The following is a 20,376-nucleotide window of genomic DNA, read 5'->3' as shown; positions in this document are numbered from 1 at the left end:
ATATCGCCGGCTTCCGATGAGCAAGCTGTTAGCAAGGACGGTGGCGAGGGCGGCTATCACGGGTATTTCACCTATGACTACAACGCCCCCAACCCCCATTTTGGCAGTACCGCCAAGCTCCAGGAGTTTGTCAACCTGGCCCACGCCAACGGGATCGCGGTGATTTTGGACGTGGTACCCAACCACACCGGAGATTTCCTCGATCCTCGGGCGACCGCATACAACCCCCCCAGCAACGCTCCTGCTGCCCCCTTCAACAACCCCAACTGGTACCACCACAACGGCAACATTACTGACTGGAACAACCAGTATCAGGTCGAAAACTTTGATCTGGGTGGGTTGGACGATCTGGATCAAGCCAATCCAGAAGCCAAAGCGGCCATCATCAGCGCCTACCAAAACTGGTTTAACACGGTAGGGTTTGACGCTGCACGGGTGGATGTGGCCCGCGGGATGCCCAAGTGGTTCTTACAGGAGTTTGAACTGGCCCTCGGTAAACCAAGCTTTGGCGAGGTCTTCGAGGGCAGCGTGGATTACGTCTCAGACTACCAGCGCTACATGTGGGGAGTGCTGGACTTCCCGCTGTTCTTCACCATACGGGACGTGTTCGCCTACGACCAGAGCATGAACAAGCTGGGCGATCTGTTTGCCCAGGATTACAAATACCAAAATCCCCTGCGGCTGGTTACCTTTATCGATAACCACGATCGCGATCGCTTTCTAACTGTCGGGGATGATGATTGGCGGCGGTTGCGTCTGGCCCTGAGCTTCATCTTTGCCGCGCGTGGGATTCCCGATGTGTACTATGCCACTGAGCAAGCCTATTACGGCGATGGGCGTCCCAAGGAGTGGTCGGGCATTGCCAACGAGCACAACCGCGAGATGCTCACTAGCTACGATCAAAACCACAACATATACAAACACATCCAGCGCCTGGCTCAACTCCGCAAGGACTACATCGCTTTGCGGCGAGGCACCCAGCGCGAGATGTGGAAGGACGCACAGGTCTATGCCTTCTCCCGCCGGGTGGATAGCAGTGGGCAAGAAGCCATTGCGACCTTTACCAACGCCTGGTCGGCCCAATCCCGTACTATCCCGTTACGCGCCGAGAGCACCCTGGCCGTAGGCACGGTACTGACCAACCTTCTCAACACGGGTCAGACCGTCACTGTACAGTCGGGCGGGGTTACCGGCAAACAGATCAGCCTGACCTTGGACGCTAAGCAGGCCGCGATCTTCGTGCCTGGCAGCGTGGCCGCTTTCAGCCCACCCAGCACCACCGTAACCAAGATCAAGGTGCGCTACAACGTGGGCTGGGGCAACTCAGTCTTCATTCGCGGCAGCCAGTATCCGTTGTGGTGGGACAAAGGCCGTGGCGCCCACAACGAAGGCCCCGACGCTTGGACGTGGCAAACTGAACGCATCCCCACAGGCACCTGCGTACAGTACAAGCCGTTGATCAACGACACCACCTGGTCGCAGGGCAATAATTACACCATCTGCGGCGGCCAATCGGTGGAAATCTTTCCAACCTTCTAACCTTGTGGAGGCAGATATGAAAGGAACCTGGTTTAAGGCAGTCGTGTTTGCTCTAGTGATGCTCCTCGGCTTGGGCGTGGCCCAGAAGTTGACCTTCTGGCATTACTGGGATGGGGCCAACGGCCAGGCCCTGCAGGCCCTGATTGAGCGGTACCAGAAAGACAACCCAGGCGTGAGCATCGAGGCCGTGTTTGTGCCCGGCAGTGAACTGCTCACTAAGCTTCAAACCGCGATCACGGCCCGCCAGACTCCCACCATGGCCATATCCGACCTGGTGGCCATGCCCCTGCTCACCCGCAGCGGGGCACTGGCTCCGCTCGATGACTACATCCGCCAGGGCACCCTCAACCTCGCCGACTACTTCGCCGGCCCGCTGGTCTACGGCGTCTTCCAGGGGCGGCGGTATAGCCTGCCGGTTAGCGCATCCAACCTGGGGCTGTTCTGGAACAAGAATCTGTTCCGCCAGGCCGGACTCGACCCCAACCGCCCTCCACGCAACTGGGACGAGCTGCTAAGCTTCGCCCGCCAGATCAAGGAGCGCACCGGCAAGTGGGGCATTGAGCTCTTCACGCAGGGTGGTGAAGGCACCACCTGGCAGACCCAGGTCTACTTCTGGGGGGCAGGGGCCGAATTCCTCAATGCCAACAACACTGCCCCGGCTTTCAACTCGGCCCAGGGGGTGCGGGCTCTGCAATTCCTGGTGGACTTAGTGCAGAAGGAGAAGGTCGCGACCGTGGCCCCGTGGGGCTTGTTCGGGCGTGGTGAGGCGGCGATGGTGATGGACGGCTCCTGGATGACCCAATTCTTTCCCCAGCAGGTCAATTTCGAGCTGGGTGCAGCGGCCTTCCCCTTCGCACCGGGGGGCCGAGCCGCCACCAACATGGGCGGCGAACAGGTTTTTATCTTCCAAAGCAGCGAGGCCGCCACGGTACGGGCTGCCTGGAACTTCATCCAGTGGTTCAGCAGCACCCCCGTACAAGTAGAGTGGAACCGCAATACCGGTTTTTTGCCAGTAAGGCGTTCGGTTGCCAGCGACCCCGCCTACCGCGCCTGGGTGGGTAACGCGCGCCCGCTGATGCGGCCCTTTGTGGACTCGATGGCGGTAGCGCGCCCCCGGCCCCCAGTCACCCGCTATCCGCAGATCTCCGACATTTTTGCCCGCTACGTACAGGAAGCCTTGCTGGGCCGGTTGAGCCCACAGGACGCGCTCAACCGAGCTGCCCAGGAAATTACCCCACTGCTTCGCTAAGCCAAGGAGCGTGAGCCATGAACGGGGTTCGTCGCCTGAGGGCGTCGTCAGAACAGCCTCACCGGGGGCGAACCCCGTCGGAGTGGGGGCCAGCCCTGATCTTCTTGTTACCATCCATCGCGGTGCTGGGAACCTTCAACTTCTACCCCGCCCTTTACTCGCTTTACCTTTCACTATTTGAGTGGAATGGCCTCAACCCCCAGCGCACGTTTGTGGGGCTGGAGAACTACGCCCGTTTGATCGGCTCCGGCGAGTTCTGGAACGCCCTGCGGGTCACGCTGGTCTACGCAGCAGGAGTTACCCTCACGGCCTTGCTGCTGGGGGTCGGCGTGGCGGTGTTGCTCAATCAGCCCATCCGGGGGCGAGCCTTCTACCGGGTACTGTACTTTCTCCCAGTCATCACCCCCACGGTCGCAACCGGAGTAGTCTGGAAGTACCTTTTCGACCCCACCCAGGGGGTTATCAACCGGGGCCTGGGTGGGGTAGGCATAGTTGGCCCGTCTTGGCTTAGCGACCCCGCTTGGGCGCTGGCGGCAGTGATTCTGGTGGGCATCTGGAAGCGGGTGGGTTTCAACATGGTGGTCTATTTAGCGGCCCTGCAGAGCATCCCCAAAACCTACTATGAGGCCGCTGCGATTGATGGGGCCAGCCCCTGGCAGCAGTTTCGCTACATCACTCTACCGCTGTTAGCTCCGACCACCTTTTTCTTGGTGGTGACTGCGCTGATTGATGCCTTCCAGGTCTTTGATCTGGTTTATGTGATGACCGCCGGGGGGCCGCTGACTGCCACTGATGTTATGGGCTACTACCTCTACCGCTATGGTTTCCGCTATAGCGAGCTGGGTTTCGCTTCGGCCATCGCCTATGTGATGTTTGCCCTGATTTTTGTGGTCACGGTACTTCAATTCCGCTTTAGTCGTGGGGGTGGACAGGTTGATCGCTAAGTGGAAGGTGGGCCTGCGGCTGAGCGTAGTGCATCTGCTGTTGATGGCAGGGGCCTTCCTCTCGGCCATGCCCTTTTTGTGGATGCTGACTACCTCGCTTAAACCGGAGCCGGCCCTGTATCAACCCCCGCTGCTGCTGCCCACCCACTTCGAGTGGGAGAACTATGTCAAAGCCTGGGCAGCCGCCCCGTTCCCACGCTTCTTTCTCAACAGCACGATCATGACTGCGGGGATTGTGTTGGCTCAAACCCTGCTCTCGGCAATGGCTGGTTACGCTTTTGCACGCATGCGCTTCCCTGGTCGGGATGTGCTGTTTTTTCTGGTGCTGGGTACCATGATGATTCCATTCCCGGTAACCCTGATCCCAAGCTTTTTGGTCGTGAACTGGTTGGGCTGGATTGACACCTACAACGCTCTGATCATTCCCCGTGCGGTTAGCGCCTTTGCGATCTTCTTGTTCAGGCAGTATTTCCTTACCATCCCAAGGGAACTCGAGGAGGCCGCCTGGATTGATGGGGCCGGGCGATTCACCCTGTTCTTCCGCATCATCCTTCCGCTCTCCACCCCAGTGATCGCGGCCAGCGCGATCTTCTCCTTCCTCTTCGCCTGGAACGATTTTTTGTGGCCCTTGCTGGTCACCAACTCCACCGAGATGCGCACCGTGCAGGTGGGGCTGGCGATGTTCCAGGGGCAGTACGGGGTTTTCTGGACGCTGCTGACCGCTGCCGCCACCATCGTCACCCTACCCGCTATCGTGGCCTTCCTGGCCGCCCAGAAACAGTTTATTGCCGGGATCACCAATACCGGACTGAAGGACTAGACGGAGTAGCGTGTGGAGATTCCTACCTGGGTTCGCGACGCAGTGTTTTATCAGGTTTTCCCCGAACGCTTCAAGAACGGAAATGCCGCCAATGACCCCCCCGGCACGGCTGCCTGGGGGGACTTGCCCACCCGCGACAATTTCTTTGGTGGTGATCTGGATGGTGTGATCCAGGGTCTGGACTACATCGCCGATCTGGGCTGCAACGCGATCTACCTGACGCCCATCTTCAAGGCCGCTACCAACCACAAGTACGATATCTACGACTACTTTCAGATTGACCCTGCGTTCGGTGACGACGCGACCTTTGACCGACTGATCGTCGAGGCCCACCACAGAGGGATTCGGGTGGTGCTGGACGGGGTATTTAACCACTGCGGAACTGGGTTTGCTCCCTTTCAAGATCTGCTGCTGAATGGGGAAAGATCGAAGTACAAAGACTGGTTCATGCCCTATGGTTTTCCCCTTCAGCAGGAACCACCTAACTACGCGACTTGTGGCGGGGTGGGCTGGCTGCCCCGTCTGAATACCCGCAACTCCCAGGTTGAAAGCTTTGTGCGGCGGGTGGTGCTGCACTGGCTGGGGCGGGGCGTGGACGGCTGGCGCATGGACGTGCCCTACGAAATCGAAACCGATTTCTGGCGCAGGCTACGCCCTGTGGTCAAGCACCAGTATCCAGACGCTTATCTGGTAGCCGAGGAGTGGCGTGATCCCTGGCCCTTGCTACAAGGAGACAGCTTTGACGGGGCCATGCACTACCGCCTGCGTGACCTGCTCTTCGACTTCTTTCTCAAGAACGCCCTGGCCGCCGATAGCTTTGCCCGTGCGCTGAGCTTGCTGCGCGAGCGGATGCCGCAAGACGCGGAGGCTGGGATGCTGACCTTGCTGGGCAGTCACGACACGGCGCGGGTGCTGACCGAGTGCGGTGGTGACGAGCGTCAGGCCAAGCTGTTATTCACCTTTCTGTTGACCTATCCAGGCGTGCCGATGATCTATTACGGTGACGAGAATGGCATGGAGGGCTACAATGACCCCGACTGCCGCAGGCCGATGGTCTGGGCGGCGGATCAGTGGAACCTTGAGCTTCGCACCCAAGTCAAGTGCCTGCTTCGGTTGCGGCGGGAAAACCCAGTATTGCGCAGCGGAGTGTTCAGCTTCAACCACGCTGAGGATCGGGTTTTCAGCTTTGTGCGTGCCCTGGATGGTGAGCAGGTGCTGGTGGTGTTAAATAATTCCCGGGTCGAACGTTCCTTGGAATTGCCGGTAGCCTTACCCGAGGGCACGGAACTTGTGGATGCCTTGAGTGAAGTCCGCTTCCGGGTGCAACGAGGTCGAGTGAGCTGGATCTCGATGGAACCCAAGAGGGCCTGGGTATTGTACGAATCCTATCGTTATTCACAACCTGACCACTGCTGACTACCAGTTTTACTGGTCGGCAGAAGAGGAGTGCAGGTGGTTTGAAACTACTGGAGGGCTCCTTGCCAGTTTGTTTCAGGCCTGGCCCATCTTCTTACCCATATTGGCAAACACCGTCTCGATCAGCTTTTTGGCCTGGGCATCCAGCACCCGTCCGCCCACCGTGGCGGCGGGGCCGCTCACGCTGGCAACCCCGTTCCAGTCGAGCAGGGTGGTTTGGTTGTCCTGGCCGTTGATATTGGCGCTGGCAATCAGGTCTACCGCGCTGCCCAGACCGCCACCCCGGATGCGTACCAGCATCTTGTTTTCTTCAGGGCGGGGGTCGAGTTCGATGTTGAACCTGAAAGAACCGCGCACCGGCCCCACCGCCACACCCACCGTAGCGACCATGTTCTTGTCGTCCTTGATATCTACCGACTTAAGATCGGGCAGGCAGGAGGCCACTTTGTTGGGATCCTGGATGAAGCCCCAGACGGTCTCGAGGCTGGCCTGTACCTTTTCTTGCCCGTTGTACTCGAGTTTCATTATCAACCTCGCAGGTAGCCTGTAGCCGGTAGCCGATGTCCAGAAACAACCTGGTTCACTGCCAACTATAAGCTATAGACTCTTAGAATGAATCCACCCCGGCCTGGCGCAAGACCTTCCAGACCTTTTCGCGGGTGATCGGCATATCAATGTGGCGTACGCCCAGGTGGGCCAGCGCATCCACCACAGCATTCACGAAGGCCGCCGGGCTGCCCACGGTAGGCGACTCGCCCACGCCTTTGGCCCCGATAGGGTGATGTGGGCTGGGGGTCACGGTGTGGCCGGTCTCCCATCTGGGTGTTTCAAGGGAAGTGGGCAGCAGGTAGTCGGTGAAATTGGACGCGAGGTGGTTTCCCTGATTGTCGAAGGCGATCTCCTGCATGAAAGCGATGGCAAAACCTTCGGTCAGGCCGCCATGCACCTGCCCTTCGACGATCATCGGGTTGATGATGGTGCCGCAGTCGTCAATCGCTACAAAACGCTGTACCCTGACCTCGCCGGTGCCCTGGTCAATTTCCACCACGCAAATGTAGGCCCCGTGGGGGAAGGTCAGGTTGGGCGGATCGTAATAGTAGGTAGTCTCCAGTCCTGGTTCCAGATCGGGTGGCAGGTTGGTGTAGGCTGCAAAGGCCACCTCGTTCATGGTCACGCTTTTGCCTGGTACGCCCCTGACCGCAAACTTTTTGTCGGCCCACTCTATGTCGCCTTCGCCAACTTCCAACAGGTGGGCAGCAATTTTCCTGGCCTTTTCGCGGATGCGCCGTGCGCCCAACACCATCGCGCCGCCTGCTGTGGGGGTGGAGCGGCTGGCGTAAGTACCCAGACCGTAGGGGGCCGTGTCGGTATCACCCTCCTCGACGATGATCTTGTCCACGTCCAGCCCGAGTTCTTCGGAGACAATCTGGGCCCAGGTGGTTTCGTGCCCCTGGCCCTGATGACGGGTTCCTGCTCGCACGATGGCCGATCCCGAGGGGTGTATGCGGATCTCGGCCCCATCAAACATCTTGAGGCCCAGGATGTCGAAGTCCTTGGATGGCCCGGCCCCCACAATCTCGGTGAAGGTGGAGATACCGATGCCCATCAGTTCACCCCTGGCCCGCTTCTCGGCTTGTTCCTTGCGCAACTCGGAGTAGCCAATACGATCCAGTGCAACCTTCAGGGTTTTCTCGTAGTCGCCGGAGTCATACGTCCAGCCCAGTGCCGAGGGGTAGGGGAACTGCTGCGGCTGGATGAAATTCTTAAGGCGCAGCTCGGCGGGATCCATCTTCAACTCGAGAGCCAGCGCATCCATGCTGCGCTCGATCAGGTAGCTGGCCTCGGTCACGCGGAAGGAGCAACGGTAGGCCACCCCGCCCGGTGCCTTGTTGGTATACACCGCCTCCACCTCGGCGTAGGCCTTCTGGAAGTCGTAGGAGCCGGTGCAGATGGAGAACAGGCCGGCGGGGTATTTGCTGGGGTCGGCGGCAGCATCGAAAGCCCCGTGGTCGGCCAGCGTATAGACCTTCATGGCGGTCACTCTGCCGTCCCTGGTGGCCCCGATCTCGATGTCCATGTGGTAGTCGCGGGCGAAGCCGGTAGTGGTGAGATTCTCGGTGCGGGTCTCGACCCACTTGACTGGGGCTCCCAGCACGATGCTGCCCACGATGGCGCAGACGTAGCCTGGATAGACCGGAACCTTGTTGCCAAAGCCGCCGCCGATGTCGGGTGAGATGACCCGGATGTTGTTCTCGGGGATGCCAGTCACCAGCGAGAGAACTGTGCGAATGGCGTGAGGGGCCTGGCTGGTCATGTAAACCGTGAGCCGCCCGGTGGCTTTGTTCATGTCGCCGATGCAGCCGCAGGGCTCGAGCGGCGCGGGATGGCTGCGCGGATAGACCATGTGCTGCTTGATGCGCACTTCGGACTGTGCAAGGGCTTTGTCGGTTTCGTCCTTGGAACCCACATCCCAGGTCCAGATGTGGTTGTCGTGACGGCGTGGCCCGTGGGCTCCGGTCATTTTGCCCTGTATGTCCTCGCGCAACACGGGGGCACTGGGGTCGGTGGCCTTGAACGGGTCTACCACCACCTCGAGGGGCAAGTAATCTACCTGCACGGCAGCGGCGCCATCGGCGGCTGCCTGACGGGTCTCGGCAAACACCGCTGCCACTTCCTGGTACTGGTAGAGCACCTTGCCATCGGCCAGCACCATCTGTTTGTCACCGGCCAGGGTAGGCACCCAGGCCAGGCTGGCCCCAGCGAGTTCCCTGGAAGTAATGACGGCCTTGACCCCTGGAATCTTGAGGGCTTCGGAGGTGTCAATGCTGAGAATCCTGGCGTGGGCGTAAGGGCTATGCACCAGAGCCATATGCAACATACCGGGTAGGTTAATATCGTCGAGGTAGCCGCCCTTGCCCACGATAAAGCGGGGATCCTCCTTGCGCTTGATGGCCTTGCCAAGCCCCTGGATGCCCTTGGGCTCGAGGTTGGTGGATTCAACGGACATGTGTGCTCCTTTCAGTTGTGCTGATGGCTGATGGCCGACAGTTAAAACGCTTTTTGGCTATTGACCATAGACTATCGGCAATCAATCGTCTGCCGCCGTACCCACGGGTTGTTGCAGCATCTGGGCTGCTTGTTGTACCGCTTTGACGATATTTTGATAGCCAGTGCAACGGCAGAGGTTGCCCGACAAACCAAAGCGAATCTCGTCCTCGCTGGGACTGGGGTTGTGTTGCAATAAGGCATGGGCCGACATGATCATGCCAGGAGTGCAGTAACCGCACTGCAAGCCGTGCTGGTCGTAGAAGGCTTGTTGCAGCGGATGCAATTTTCCCCCATTGGCCATGCCTTCGATGGTGGTGATGGCATGGCCTTCGGCCTGCACGGCGAACATGGTGCAGCTCTTGACGGCAGTCTTGCCGTCGAGCACCACGGTGCAGACCCCACACGACGAACTGTCACAGCCGATATGGGTTCCGGTCAGACCCGCATCGCGAATGGCGTGAACCAACAAGGTGCGCGGCTCGACGTTGAGCTTTTTCTCCGCGCCATTGATCAGCAAGGTTATCTCCATAATGTTTCTCCGAAAACGTTTAGTGAACTTTGAGTGCTTAACCCTGAGCACCCTTATTGCTAAGCGACGACCACACCCAGACGCCCCAGCGTTTTGATCAACCCACGACCCACCAGCACCCTGGCCATATCTTTCTTGTACGCTGCTGATCCGCGTGCATCGGGGTTGGGATCGGCAATCTTGGCCGCTTCGGCGGCAGCGGCACGGATCAAGTCCAGGGTGGGTTTTTCGCCGCGCAGGATGTTCTCGGCCTCTGCTACGCGCAGGGGTTTTTGGGCTACTGCCGTGACTGCAACCCCGACATCTTTGATCATGCCAGCTTCGGTTAGCTCGATCTGGATGGCTGCGGCAGCAGTAGCAAAGTCGCCGACTTTGCGTTCAATTTTTTCGTAGGCCCCGGAGGTGCGAGCGCTGGGTATAGGAAACTGCACTTCGACCACCAGTTCCCCTTCGCCAACCGAAGTGGTGAAGCTGTCCACGATGAAATCGTCAATGCTTTCGACCCTGCTACCCCGGCTCCCCTGGATTACCAGTTGGGCCCTGGCGGCCAGTGCTGCGGCGGGCCAGTCGCCGGAGGGGTCGTTGTGGCACAGCGAACCCACCACCGTACCCCGGTAGCGAACAATGGGATCGGCGACTACTCTAGAGACATCGCTGATAAGGTGATACCTGCTCTGGATATTTTTATCGAACTCCACATCGGTATCGCGCACCAGCGCGCCCATGGTCAACATTCCACCCTCCTGTTGCATGTAGCGCAGGTTGGGTAGTTGATTAATATCCACCAGCACAGCGGGCTGGGCCAGGCGGTAACGCATGGCCGGGATAAGACTTTGTCCGCCCGCCAACACCCTGGCGTCGGAGCCGCGTTCAGCCAGGTAGCGGATGGCCTCCTCGAGGGACATAGGGCGTTTATATTCAAAGGCCGCGGGTATCATGCAGTCCTTCCTCCTCTTTGCTTTACCAAACAAAACACAATCTAGGCTTAAATCGCACCAGTGAGAATATGGGGGATTACAGTTAGCCCATCACGACGACCCCTGTGGATGTCGGTATAGTTAATTGGCCTGGCTCTCTGGAGATCAAGCGGATACTCGTCAAGCACAAAAAGCATCTCCAGTACGCCTCTACCCTCTGCCTTGAGCCCTATCCACCAGGCGGTTGGCATGGCTGGTGGTGGTAGTGTGCACTTGTGGGTGCAGTATGGGTTAATTCACCGGAAGACCACCCCTGAGATAAGAGGTTGCATGCATTCCATAGATGCCATTATTTTGTCCGCGGGGAGAGCCTCGAGGTTTGGGGTGCCCAAATTTCTGCTGCCCGCAGGGGAGGGTCATGTTTTGTTGACCCGAGTCCTCGAGCGTGCCCTGGGCATCGCCGATGGGCGTATTGTGGTAATCCTGGGGCGCAAGGCCAGGGTTGCGGGCTATGCGCTGGAGCGTTGGCTGCAAACCCAGCCAGGCAGCTCCGGCTCGAGGGTTTACCCGGTTCTAAACCCCCACTACCCGCAAGGCCAGAGCACCTCGCTTAAGGCAGGTATCCGCGTGCTGTACGACGCTCGAGGAGCCCTGGTGTTTCTGGCCGATATGCCCGCAGTGCAAGCAAACCAGCTTGAACAACTGCGGCATGCCATCTTGAATCGCGGGCCGGAAATTGTAGCGGTGACGGCAGGTGAGCAGGGCCAGATACGTCCTCCAGTTTTTCTATCGAACCAGCTCTTCCCAGAAGTTGAACGGCTTAGCGGTGACCAGGGGGCACGGGCGGTTTTGCTGGCCAACCAGGGAATTGTTGAACAGGTCGAATGGGGCCTGGGGCCGTGGTTCTGCGACGTTGACGACTGGCAGACCTACCGGGATTTGGCCCGGAAATCGGGCTGGGCCAGCGAACCATTTGTACCACTGCTGCGCGAGACCCATCCAACCTCAGAGATAGAGGCTCTGGTGGATGCTGCCCTTGCTGCGGAAATTGTTCCCTGGCTTTCGCCCGGGTTGTTGCTGCTGGCCTCCGAGGGTGAAACCCGTTGGCTCGGCCTGCACCCAAGCCACCGAGGGGTACACGGGGTGATCCTGGGGCCAGCCCAAACACCTGCTGCTTACTTACAACTGGTGCGCAGGGCCAGTTTAGCAGCACTGGCAGTAGAAAACCATCCCAGCGGTTAGATACCACGGTTAGAGCGCATATCGCCTTTACTCAGACTATGCTCATCGGCAAAATGGGGGCATCCCAGCAAGATGCCGAAGGGATCGTTGCCCATTAGGGGCGGGGTAGCCCGCTGGGGTGGCATGGTGCTGAGTTAAAGCAAGTGTGGCTCACCTATTTCTAGCCAGTGGTTTTTTTGAGCGTTGCGGAGACTCATGTGGTATTAGGATAGAGGCCGGAGTGGTGCAGCGCGATACCGATCCCACAACTGATATTTCGATGACTGCGCTGGCAAACATCGAGTCTTTGCTTACAGATTCCCAGGTTCACCTGGCCCAGGCCCCCCAGGAAGCGGCCCGTCTTGCCCTGGAAGCCAGAACCCAGGCCCACCAGCACCAGCATTTGTTCCTCGAGGCTCAAGCCTCTCTCACTCTGGCCAGGGCGCAGCTTCGGCTGGGGCAACTGGGCGAGGCTTTCCAGGCCGCCCAGGCTGGCGTCGAGTCAGCAGCCAATATCGATGAACCCGCACTCCGGCTCGAGGGTTTGCGTCTACTGGCCACCATTCTGCGCGAGCAGGGCGATCTGAGCCAGGCCTCGAGCTATCTCGATGAGGCAACTGTGGTGGCGCAGCAGGCAGATCTACCGGAGGCGGAGGCTGACTGCCTCAACCAGCAAGCCGGCATCCACCACTCCCAGGCCGAGTATGCACAGGCCCTCAACAAGCTCACCCAGGCTCTGATGATCGTGCGTACCCTGCACAACCAGGTTTCCGAGGCCAGCTTCCTGAACAACATCGGTATTCTGCGCACCGAGCTGGGGCAGTATCCCCAGGCCCTCGAGGCTTTTCTCGAGGCCTACCAGCTTTATCGCAACGAAGGGCACAGCGCTCGCAACCGGGCGGGCAACCTGGCCTCCATTGGCAACCTCTACATGGAGATGGGCGATTTTGACCAGGCCGACCGGTACTACGAACTGGCCCTTACCGAGACCCGCCGCGCCAGCGAGCGATTTATTGAAGTACAGGTATTGCAGCTCATCGCGGAACTGGCCTTCAAACGCCAGGACTATCTGAAGGCCAGGGATTTTCACCGCCATGTGGCGGAAGCCAGCAAGGAGCTTGGACTAGAGCGGGTTCTGGCGGCCTCGCTGGAAGGGCTCGGCAGGGCTCAGATGGCCCTGGGTGAACCCCAGGTTGCCACCCAGACGCTGTTGGAAGTACTGGAACTGGCAAGTTCCAGAGGCTGGCGCACCACAGTCCTGGACGTATTGCTGAGCCTGGGGGAGGCCTGCATTCAACTGGACAATCTGGTCAGTGCGCGGGTGTATGGTCTGGAAGCGCTGGAACTCTCGCGCCAGGCCGGGCGCAAACGCAGCACCTATCAGGCCCATCGCTTGCTGGCCCTGGTGCACCGCGCCAGTGGCGAATACATACCAGCCATCGAACATTTGGAGGAGTACCACCGCCTCGAGCGCGAAGTTTTTAGCGAGGAAAGCGAGCGCCAGCGCCAGACCCTGATGAACCATCTGGAGCTCGAGCGCGTACGCAACGAAGCCGATAGCCTGCGGCTGAAGACCGAACTCGAGCGTCAGGCCCGTGAAGAAGCCCAGGCCAAGGTCTACCAGCGCACCCAGGAACTCGAGCATGCCCAACTGGAAATTGTGTCTCGCCTGGCGCTGGCTGCCGAGTTCCGCGACGACGCCACGGGTGAGCACACCTACCGTGTGGGCCGCAATGCTGCCATGATTGCCAAAGAACTGGGCTGGCCACCGCACGAAGTCGAGACCCTGCGGCTGGCTGCGCGTTTGCACGATGTGGGTAAGATCGGAATCCCGGACGCAATTTTGCTCAAGCGAGATCGCCTCACGGTCGGCGAATACGAGCTGATGAAAGATCACACCAGTATCGGGGCGCGTATTCTCTCGGGGGGGCGTTCCAAAATTCTTCGCCTGGCAGAAGAAATTGCTCTATCACACCATGAGTATTTCGATGGCAGAGGCTATCCGCGCGGTCTGATGGGGGAAAGCATTCCCATGTCTGGGCGTATCGTGGCGGTTGCCGACGTACTGGATGCCCTGACCCATGAGCGCCCCTATAAGCGGGCCTGGGCGGTAGCCGAGGCTCTGGCCGAGATCAGGCGCCAGAGTGGACGACAGTTCGATCCTGCAGCGGTGGAGGCTTGTCTGGCTGCCTTTGCGGAGGTCACCGCCGATGTGGAAGAACACATGCAGCGCCTGGACTCCGACCTTTCGCTGTCGGTGCAACTCGAGAAAGCCCAACTGGGATGGGACGACGAAGAAATCGAGCAACTCAAGCAGGGCTTCGAGCAACTGCTGGCCGAGCGTACCCGCGAACTCGAGCAGGCCCGCCGCGAGGCGCAGGTTCTGGCACGCCGGATGGAACTCATGGCCCATACCGATGTCCTCACCGGTCTGGGTAACCGACGTGCTTTTGAGTCCGACCTCGAGAGCGAGGTGGCACGTGCTCACCGGGTTGGCTACTCGCTCAGCGTGCTGGCTCTGGATCTGGACACCCTCAAACATCTCAACGACACCGAAGGTCACGAACGCGGCGACGCCTTGCTGCGCGCCTTTGCCCAGAACATGCAGGAGTGCTTCTTCGATCTGGGCCGGGTTTATCGCATCGGCGGCGACGAATACGCTGCAATCTTGCCCTACGTGGACGCACGGCACCAGGCGGAGATCTTCAGCCGGATTGATGCCGCCATTTTTAATACCCAGGGCCAGGGTTTCCCTACCGCCAGCGTCAGTACCGGCATGGCCTCGATGCCCGCCGAGGCCACTTCCGAAGGCGACCTGGTGCGCCTTTCCGACCAACGCATGTACCAGGACAAACTCGAGCGCCGCAGAGCACGCGAAGCCAGAACCAGGGCCAGCGATTAAGGCGAAGACTCGAGGGTCGGAGCCAAAGGCTAAATGCGCCATCAGACGCTGGGGCTGTTTTTTGCTACTGGCGATCCACCAGTAGCGGCTTCTGCAAGAAGTCTACAGATGGCTCCGGGGTTGACAGATTGTCGGCGCCTCACTACACTCACTCCTATCCGCGCCGGGGCGCGGCCACAAATCAAAGGTTCTTTTATCCAGAGCGGCGGAGGGATTCGGCCCTGTGAAGTCGCAGCAACCCGCAAAAAGCTTCTGTTCATCGCCAGGAGCCTTTTTGCAAGGTGCTAATTCCGGCTCGACTGCTGAATGTTGTAGGCACACAACGTTCGAGACTTGGCATAGTTTGGCAGTCGGGGAAGATAAGAGAAGGGACAGGCTCCAATCGTGACCCCCTTCCAGAAATAAAAGAACGTCTGGTAGGGGGTTTTGCTTGCAGGTACACCGAGCCTCTGGCAAAACTCCTACCGAGAATGTCACTGGCCAGGCCAGCGACGTTCGCGCCCCAAATCCTGCGCGGTAGGAGAACAGCATGTCCCATAAACCCCGCTTCGAGACCCTTCAACTGCACGCCGGCTATACCCCCGACCCCACCACCGGTGCCCGCCAGGTGCCCATCTACGCCACTACGTCCTACCAGTTTAAGGACGCCGACCATGCCGCCCGGCTCTTTGGTTTACAGGAGTTCGGCAACATCTACACCCGCATCATGAACCCCACCACCGATGTGCTTGAAAAGCGCGTCGCAGCGTTGGAGGGTGGGGTGGCGGCCCTGGCGACGAGTTCAGGCCATGCTGCGCAGTTTTTAGCCATCACCAACATCGCCCAGGCTGGTGACAATTTTGTCTCCACCCCCAACCTCTATGGCGGCAGCATCAACCAGTTCAAGATCACCCTGCCCCGCCTGGGCATCCAGAGCCGCTTTACCGACAGCGCCGAGAGTGTGGAGGACTTCATTCGCCTGAGCGATGAAAAGACGCGGTTCTGGTATCTGGAGTCGCTGGGCAACCCCGCGCTCAACATCCCCGACTTCGAAATCATCGCACAGGCAGCCCAGGAGCGTGGAGTTGCCCTGGTGGTGGACAACACCTTTGGGCAGGGGGGCTACCTGTTCCGCCCGATTGAATGGGGGGCCAACGTGGTGACCCACTCTGGCACCAAGTGGATTGGGGGACATGGAGCGGCTATTGCAGGTTTGATCGTAGATGGTGGCAATTTCGACTGGGGCAACGGGCGCTATCCGCTGGTCACCGAGCCACAGCCGGGCTATCACGGCCTCGAGCTGCACAAAGCCCTGGGCAGTCTGGCTTTCATCATCAAGGCCCGGATAGATGGCTTGCGCGATCAGGGGCAGTGCCTGGGCCCCTTCGAGGCTTTTTTGTTGTTGCTGGGCCTCGAGACCCTCTCGCTGCGCTCCGAACGCCATGTGGAAAACACCCTGGCCCTGGCCCACTGGCTGCGTGAACAAAACGAAGTGGCCTGGGTCAATTACCCCGGCCTGGACGATCATCCCAGCCACGCTAAAGCCCAGAAGTATTTCCGGAGCAAGCCGGGTTCGGTACTGACCTTTGGCCTTACGGCGGGTTACGAAGCAGCCAGGAACTTCATCAACCGGCTAGAACTGGTTTCCCACCTGGCCAACGTGGGAGATACCCGCACCCTGGCTATCCATCCTGCCTCCACCACCCATTCCCAATTGTCGCCCGAGGAGCAGGTTAAGGCAGGTGTGAGCCCAGAGCTAGTGCGGCTCAGCGTGGGTCTGGAAGCCCTTGACGATATAAAAGCCGACCTCAAGCAGGCCCTGACCCAACCCGTAACTACCCTTAGGCCAGAGTAATTGACGGGTTACAGGGGGCCGAGGGCGATCTTTAAGTGCGAGCCGTAATCCGCCAGCCAGACCAGAAGGCAACCATGACCGAGTTTCTAATTCAAGAGGCCTGGGGCGACCATGAGGCCGTGTTGATCAAGGCCCCCAAAAGCCGGGGGCGCGTGCCTCCACCCGTTCCAGCCCAGGCACTGGTCGCAGGTGGATTTCGCCTCGAGTACGGCGGCACCTTGCCCGAGCTTCGCTTCCGCTACGAGACCTACGGCCACCTGAACCTTGATCGCAACAATGCGGTGCTGGTTTTCCATGCCTGGACAGGTTCGGCACATCTAGCCGGAACCTATTCTCGCGAGACTCTGAGCAGCCTCCCCAGACTGGATCAGGCCTTTGGGCCGGATGGTTGGTGGGACGAACTGGCTGGGCCAGGACGGATGCTCGATACCGACAAGCATTTTGTCATTTGCGCCAACCAGATCGGTAGCTGCTATGGTTCGACCGGCCCGCTCTCGCAAAACCCCGAGACCGGACGACCGTATGGCCCGGATTTTCCCAAAATAACCGTGCGAGACCTGGCCCGTGCTCAGGCAAAGTTGCTTGACTTCCTGGGTGTTGAGAAAGTCACCTTACTGGGAGGTAGTCTGGGCGGGATGGTAGCTCTGGAGTTTGCCCTGCTGTACCCGCACCGCGTACATAAACTGGTGGTACTGGCGGCGCCTGCCGTGCATAGCCCCTGGGCCAGGGCTTTCAACCGGCTTTCGCGCGAGGCTGTGCTGACCGACCCCGGCTACCAGGACGGCCACTATGTCGAGCAACCCCTGGGGCTCCAACTGGGTCGTGCCCTGGCCATGCTTTCCTTCCGCTCCCCCGATTCGTTCCGACTGCGGTGGCAGCAACACCCCGAGCGGGGGGAGAGCTATGTGCTCTACCAGGGTGAGAAATTTGCCAAACGATTTGATGCAAACGCTTACCTGGTCTTATCCGAGGCCATGGATACCCACGACCTGGGGCGTGGGCGGGGTGGTATCGAAGCAGCCTTGCGCCTGCTCAGAGGTCTTCCCAGCCTGTTTGTGGGCATCAACTCCGATGTGCTTTATACAGCCCAGGAGGTTCGGGAGATGGCCACCCTCTGCGAGGGACGCTACCGGGAAATCCACAGTCCGCACGGGCACGATGCCTTCCTAATCGAGACCGATCAAGTAGAGCGCATTCTGGCCGATTTTCTGTAATGCCGGATCGCGGGCTGAACCACCCAAAAAGTGCCTTTGTTTGCTACCCGACGCGCCTGTAAGGAAACAGATCTCTTCACTCGACCTGTCATACCAGATTCGGAACCCGATCGAAGGGAGACGCTCATTTCCCCGACCGTCCGGGAGGGGGGTGCTCCAGGATTCAAAAAGTGAGCCTCGGGGTCTCCGGGTTGGAGGACGATCTTTTAGAACCCGGTATCAGTACCCAAAACTCGAGGCTGGCACTGCTGGACAGATCAAGTCAGCCCGTAACAGCCTCAAAAGGCGCGTTGTTAAGCTCAGGATCTACGCGCTTGAGCCTAAACAATGGCCGAAAACGCAGTCAGGGTAGAGGTTGTCATTCTGAACCAGGCCCGGTATGTAACAACCGGGGGAGTGATGTGCTCTACGCCCCTTTCCAGGAAATACGGTCTTAAGAACATCAGATTCTTCGTTGCCAACAGCAATTGGCGAGCCACGAGATTAGCGCAGTATCACAAATCGGCGGCTCTTCAGAACGTCCTGGTGTCTGAGTGCGGTACGGACGCTGCATGTCTCTGGCCATGGCGGCAGCTCACCCTCCTCAAATATCTCATCTTGTGCTACACTCTTCCTCAGCAGCTTGAGGGTTCAGGGTGCATGTTGCGTCTTGATATGTAGATGTGTTACACTAGTCTTTGTGTTTTGTGGCCTGCACCCCAGGTGTGTTCCACAAAAAGCGTAAGAACCAGCCGCCGCAGGGTGTATTCGCCTGTGGAAGAACCCTGTTAGCTTACGAAAACCCCCAACACGACCCAGAGCAAGCCGTTTCCGTGCCCGACCAGGTGCGGAGAAGAGCCCAGGGGTTATGAGGTGTTTGATGAAGATAGAGCGGTTCGGCAAGATTACAGAAGTTATTCCCCTCCCGCCCCTTACCGAGATCCAGGTAGATTCCTTCACCAAAGCCCTTCAAGCCCATGTTCCCGCCGCCAAGCGGGATGCTTTGGGCCTGCAGGCCGCCTTCAAAGAGACCTTCCCCATCGAGGAAGGCGAAAAGGGGCGCGGGCTGGTGCTGGATTTCCTCGAGTACCGACTGGGCGAACCGCCTTTTGCTCAGGACGAGTGTCGGGAGAAAGACCTGACCTACCAGGCTCCCCTCTATGCCAAGCTACTGCTGGTACACAAAGATACCGGCCTCTTGAAGGAAGACGAAGTATTTCTGGGCGACCTGCCCCTGATGACCGAAGACGGTTCGTTTATTGTTAACGGGGCCGACCGGGTGATCGTTTCGCAGATTCACCGCTCTCCTGGGGTGTACTTCACGACCGACCAGGCCCGCCCCGGCAAGTATGTGGCCTCGGTGATTCCCCTGCCCAAGCGCGGTCCCTGGATTGACCTCGAGTTCGAGCAGTCGGGTGTGGTGGTGATGAAGGTCAATAAGAAGAAGTTTCCCCTGGCCCTACTTCTAAAGGTCCTGGGCTTCACCGCCGATAGCCTTAGAAAAGAGCTGGCGGGCTATTCCGAGCTGCTACCCGGACTGCTTGAAGCTCAGTACCGGGGCCATAAGGCCCTCGAGATGGGTGTGGATGAAGCCCTCCTCAAGCTATTCACCGAGCTGCGCCCCGGCGACCCGCCCAAACGCGACAAGGCCATCACCTATCTGCACTCCCTTTTGTCCGACCCCCGGCGCTACGATCTGGGTGAGGCCGGCAAGTACAAGGCCCAGCAAAAACTGGGCATCAAGCTCTCGGGCCGGATGCTGATCAAGTTTGAGAGTGGCGAGTTCAAGGATGAAGGCTTGTTGTCGGTTCTCAAATACCTCTTTGCCCTGCAAAGCCGTGAGCCCGGCTACGACTACGATGACATTGACCACCTGGGCAACCGCCGTATCCGCACGGTAGGCGAACTGCTGGCCGACCAGTTTCGCGTAGGGCTTTCGCGCCTGGCTCGAGGGGTACGTGAGCGTATGCTGCTCGGCACGCCCGAAAGCGCCACCCCAGCCAAGCTGGTCAACAACCGCCCGCTGGTAGCCGCCATCCGTGAGTTCTTCGGACGCAGCCAGCTCAGTCAGTTCAAAGACCAGACCAACCCGCTCTCGGAGTTGCGCCACAAGCGGCGTATCTCGGCGTTGGGGCCGGGAGGCCTGACCCGTGAACGCGCTGGCTTCGATGTGCGCGACGTGCACCGTACGCACTATGGTCGCATCTGCCCCATCGAAACGCCCGAAGGGGCCAACATTGGCCTGATCTCCTCGCTTGCTTCGTTTGGTCGGATTAACGATCTGGGCTTTATCCTCACCCCCTATCGTAAGGTGGAAAAGGGCAAGGTCACCGACAAGGTGGATTTTATGACCGCCACCGAGGAAGACCGCTACGCTATTGCCCAGGCCAACACCGCGCTCAAACCGGATGGGCACTTCGCCACCAACCAGATCGTAGTGCGCAAGAAGGGCGACCCCATCGTGATGCGTCCCGAAGAGGTTGAATACATGGACGTATCGCCCAAGCAAATTTTCTCGGTAAACACCAACCTGGTACCTTTCCTCGAGCACGATGATGCCAACCGCGCCCTGATGGGCTCCAACATGCAAGCCCAGGCGGTGCCCCTGCTGCGGGCCCAGAGCCCGGTGGTCATGACCGGTGTAGAAGAGCGGGTGGTGCGCGACTCCCTCACCTCGCTCTACTCCAGCGTGGATGGGGTAGTGGAGTACGTGGATGGCTCCAGAATCCATATTCGGGGGGAAGATAAGGGCCTGTACGAGTTC

General features: G+C 59.3%; 13 protein-coding genes, 1 pseudogene and 1 riboswitch. Of the genes and pseudogenes, 10 read left to right on the top strand and 4 right to left on the bottom strand.

What is annotated here, in order from left to right; translation table 11 throughout:
- The 5 genes from Q0288_RS09320 to Q0288_RS09300 form a co-directional block, all read left to right on the top strand.
- A partial coding sequence (locus Q0288_RS09320) for an alpha-amylase family glycosyl hydrolase (RefSeq protein WP_299429711.1) occupies positions 1 to 1,539 on the top strand: 1,539 nt, incomplete at its 5' end.
- A 16-nt stretch (positions 1,540 to 1,555) separates the two neighbouring features.
- Positions 1,556 to 2,788, top strand: a complete 1,233-nt coding sequence (locus tag Q0288_RS09315; RefSeq protein WP_299429710.1) for an ABC transporter substrate-binding protein — start codon at positions 1,556 to 1,558, stop codon at positions 2,786 to 2,788.
- Between the two features lie 17 nt (positions 2,789 to 2,805).
- Positions 2,806 to 3,732 (top strand): carbohydrate ABC transporter permease, encoded by a 927-nt coding sequence (locus tag Q0288_RS09310; protein WP_299429708.1) that lies wholly within the window; start codon positions 2,806 to 2,808, stop codon positions 3,730 to 3,732.
- Positions 3,722 to 4,552, top strand: coding sequence for a carbohydrate ABC transporter permease (locus Q0288_RS09305; RefSeq protein WP_299429706.1), 831 nt, complete (start codon positions 3,722 to 3,724; stop codon positions 4,550 to 4,552). Before Q0288_RS09310 ends, Q0288_RS09305 begins: the two co-directional genes overlap by 11 nt.
- A 12-nt stretch (positions 4,553 to 4,564) precedes the next feature.
- Positions 4,565 to 5,968 carry a glycoside hydrolase family 13 protein gene (locus Q0288_RS09300; RefSeq protein WP_299429704.1) on the top strand — a complete coding sequence of 468 codons (1,404 nt, stop codon included), beginning with the start codon at positions 4,565 to 4,567 and terminating at the stop codon, positions 5,966 to 5,968.
- A gap of 75 nt (positions 5,969 to 6,043) precedes the next feature.
- On the opposite strand, the gene Q0288_RS09295 is transcribed toward Q0288_RS09300, so the two are convergent.
- From Q0288_RS09295 to Q0288_RS09280, 4 genes are all read right to left on the bottom strand, one after another.
- On the bottom strand, positions 6,044 to 6,493 hold the full coding sequence (locus Q0288_RS09295; RefSeq protein WP_299429702.1) for a carbon monoxide dehydrogenase subunit G: 450 nt from the start codon (positions 6,491 to 6,493) through the stop codon (positions 6,044 to 6,046).
- A gap of 82 nt (positions 6,494 to 6,575) precedes the next feature.
- Entirely contained in the window at positions 6,576 to 8,975 is a 2,400-nt protein-coding gene (locus Q0288_RS09290; protein WP_299429700.1) for an aerobic carbon-monoxide dehydrogenase large subunit, read from the bottom strand.
- A gap of 81 nt (positions 8,976 to 9,056) precedes the next feature.
- The gene (locus Q0288_RS09285; RefSeq protein ID WP_299429698.1) at positions 9,057 to 9,545 is read right to left on the bottom strand and encodes a (2Fe-2S)-binding protein; all 489 of its coding nucleotides are present in this window, start codon (positions 9,543 to 9,545) and stop codon (positions 9,057 to 9,059) included.
- Positions 9,546 to 9,604: 59 nt separating this feature from the next.
- Positions 9,605 to 10,483 carry a xanthine dehydrogenase family protein subunit M gene (locus Q0288_RS09280; RefSeq protein ID WP_299429696.1) on the bottom strand — a complete coding sequence of 293 codons (879 nt, stop codon included), beginning with the start codon at positions 10,481 to 10,483 and terminating at the stop codon, positions 9,605 to 9,607.
- A gap of 309 nt (positions 10,484 to 10,792) precedes the next feature.
- Between Q0288_RS09280 and Q0288_RS09275 the strand changes: the two genes are divergently transcribed.
- The 5 genes and pseudogenes from Q0288_RS09275 to Q0288_RS09255 all read left to right on the top strand — a co-directional run.
- A complete protein-coding gene (locus Q0288_RS09275; protein WP_299429695.1) occupies positions 10,793 to 11,704 on the top strand; it encodes a nucleotidyltransferase family protein in 912 nt (303 codons plus the stop codon).
- Positions 11,705 to 11,990: 286 nt separating this feature from the next.
- Positions 11,991 to 14,585, top strand: a complete 2,595-nt coding sequence (locus Q0288_RS09270; RefSeq protein ID WP_299429693.1) for an HD domain-containing phosphohydrolase — start codon at positions 11,991 to 11,993, stop codon at positions 14,583 to 14,585.
- 190 nt (positions 14,586 to 14,775) lie between these two features.
- Positions 14,776 to 14,951: riboswitch (SAM riboswitch) on the top strand.
- A gap of 163 nt (positions 14,952 to 15,114) precedes the next feature.
- Entirely contained in the window at positions 15,115 to 16,419 is a 1,305-nt protein-coding gene (locus Q0288_RS09265) for a PLP-dependent transferase (RefSeq protein WP_299429691.1), read from the top strand.
- A 74-nt stretch (positions 16,420 to 16,493) separates the two neighbouring features.
- Entirely contained in the window at positions 16,494 to 17,633 is a 1,140-nt protein-coding gene (metX, locus tag Q0288_RS09260) for a homoserine O-acetyltransferase (protein ID WP_299429689.1), read from the top strand.
- 859 nt (positions 17,634 to 18,492) lie between these two features.
- Positions 18,493 to 20,376: pseudogene (locus Q0288_RS09255) on the top strand (DNA-directed RNA polymerase subunit beta); the annotation flags it as partial.

This window comes from uncultured Meiothermus sp. (genome assembly GCF_937863175.1).
Lineage (GTDB): Bacteria > Deinococcota > Deinococci > Deinococcales > Thermaceae > Meiothermus.
The sequence above is the reverse complement of the archived record's forward strand: the minus strand, read 5'-3'. Positions and strand labels throughout refer to the sequence as shown.

Bases quoted from the DNA above. Each gene is read 5' to 3' on its own strand.
- Q0288_RS09315 (WP_299429710.1), top strand. From the start codon at position 1,556: ATGAAAGGAACCTGGTTTAAGGCAGTCGTGTTTGCTCTAGTGATGCTC.
- Q0288_RS09310 (WP_299429708.1), top strand. From the start codon at position 2,806: ATGAACGGGGTTCGTCGCCTGAGGGCGTCGTCAGAACAGCCTCACCGG.
- Q0288_RS09295 (WP_299429702.1), bottom strand. From the start codon at position 6,493: ATGAAACTCGAGTACAACGGGCAAGAAAAGGTACAGGCCAGCCTCGAG.
- Q0288_RS09290 (WP_299429700.1), bottom strand. From the start codon at position 8,975: ATGTCCGTTGAATCCACCAACCTCGAGCCCAAGGGCATCCAGGGGCTT.
- Q0288_RS09285 (WP_299429698.1), bottom strand. From the start codon at position 9,545: ATGGAGATAACCTTGCTGATCAATGGCGCGGAGAAAAAGCTCAACGTC.
- Q0288_RS09280 (WP_299429696.1), bottom strand. From the start codon at position 10,483: ATGATACCCGCGGCCTTTGAATATAAACGCCCTATGTCCCTCGAGGAG.
- Q0288_RS09275 (WP_299429695.1), top strand. From the start codon at position 10,793: ATGCATTCCATAGATGCCATTATTTTGTCCGCGGGGAGAGCCTCGAGG.
- Q0288_RS09265 (WP_299429691.1), top strand. From the start codon at position 15,115: ATGTCCCATAAACCCCGCTTCGAGACCCTTCAACTGCACGCCGGCTAT.
- metX (WP_299429689.1), top strand. From the start codon at position 16,494: ATGACCGAGTTTCTAATTCAAGAGGCCTGGGGCGACCATGAGGCCGTG.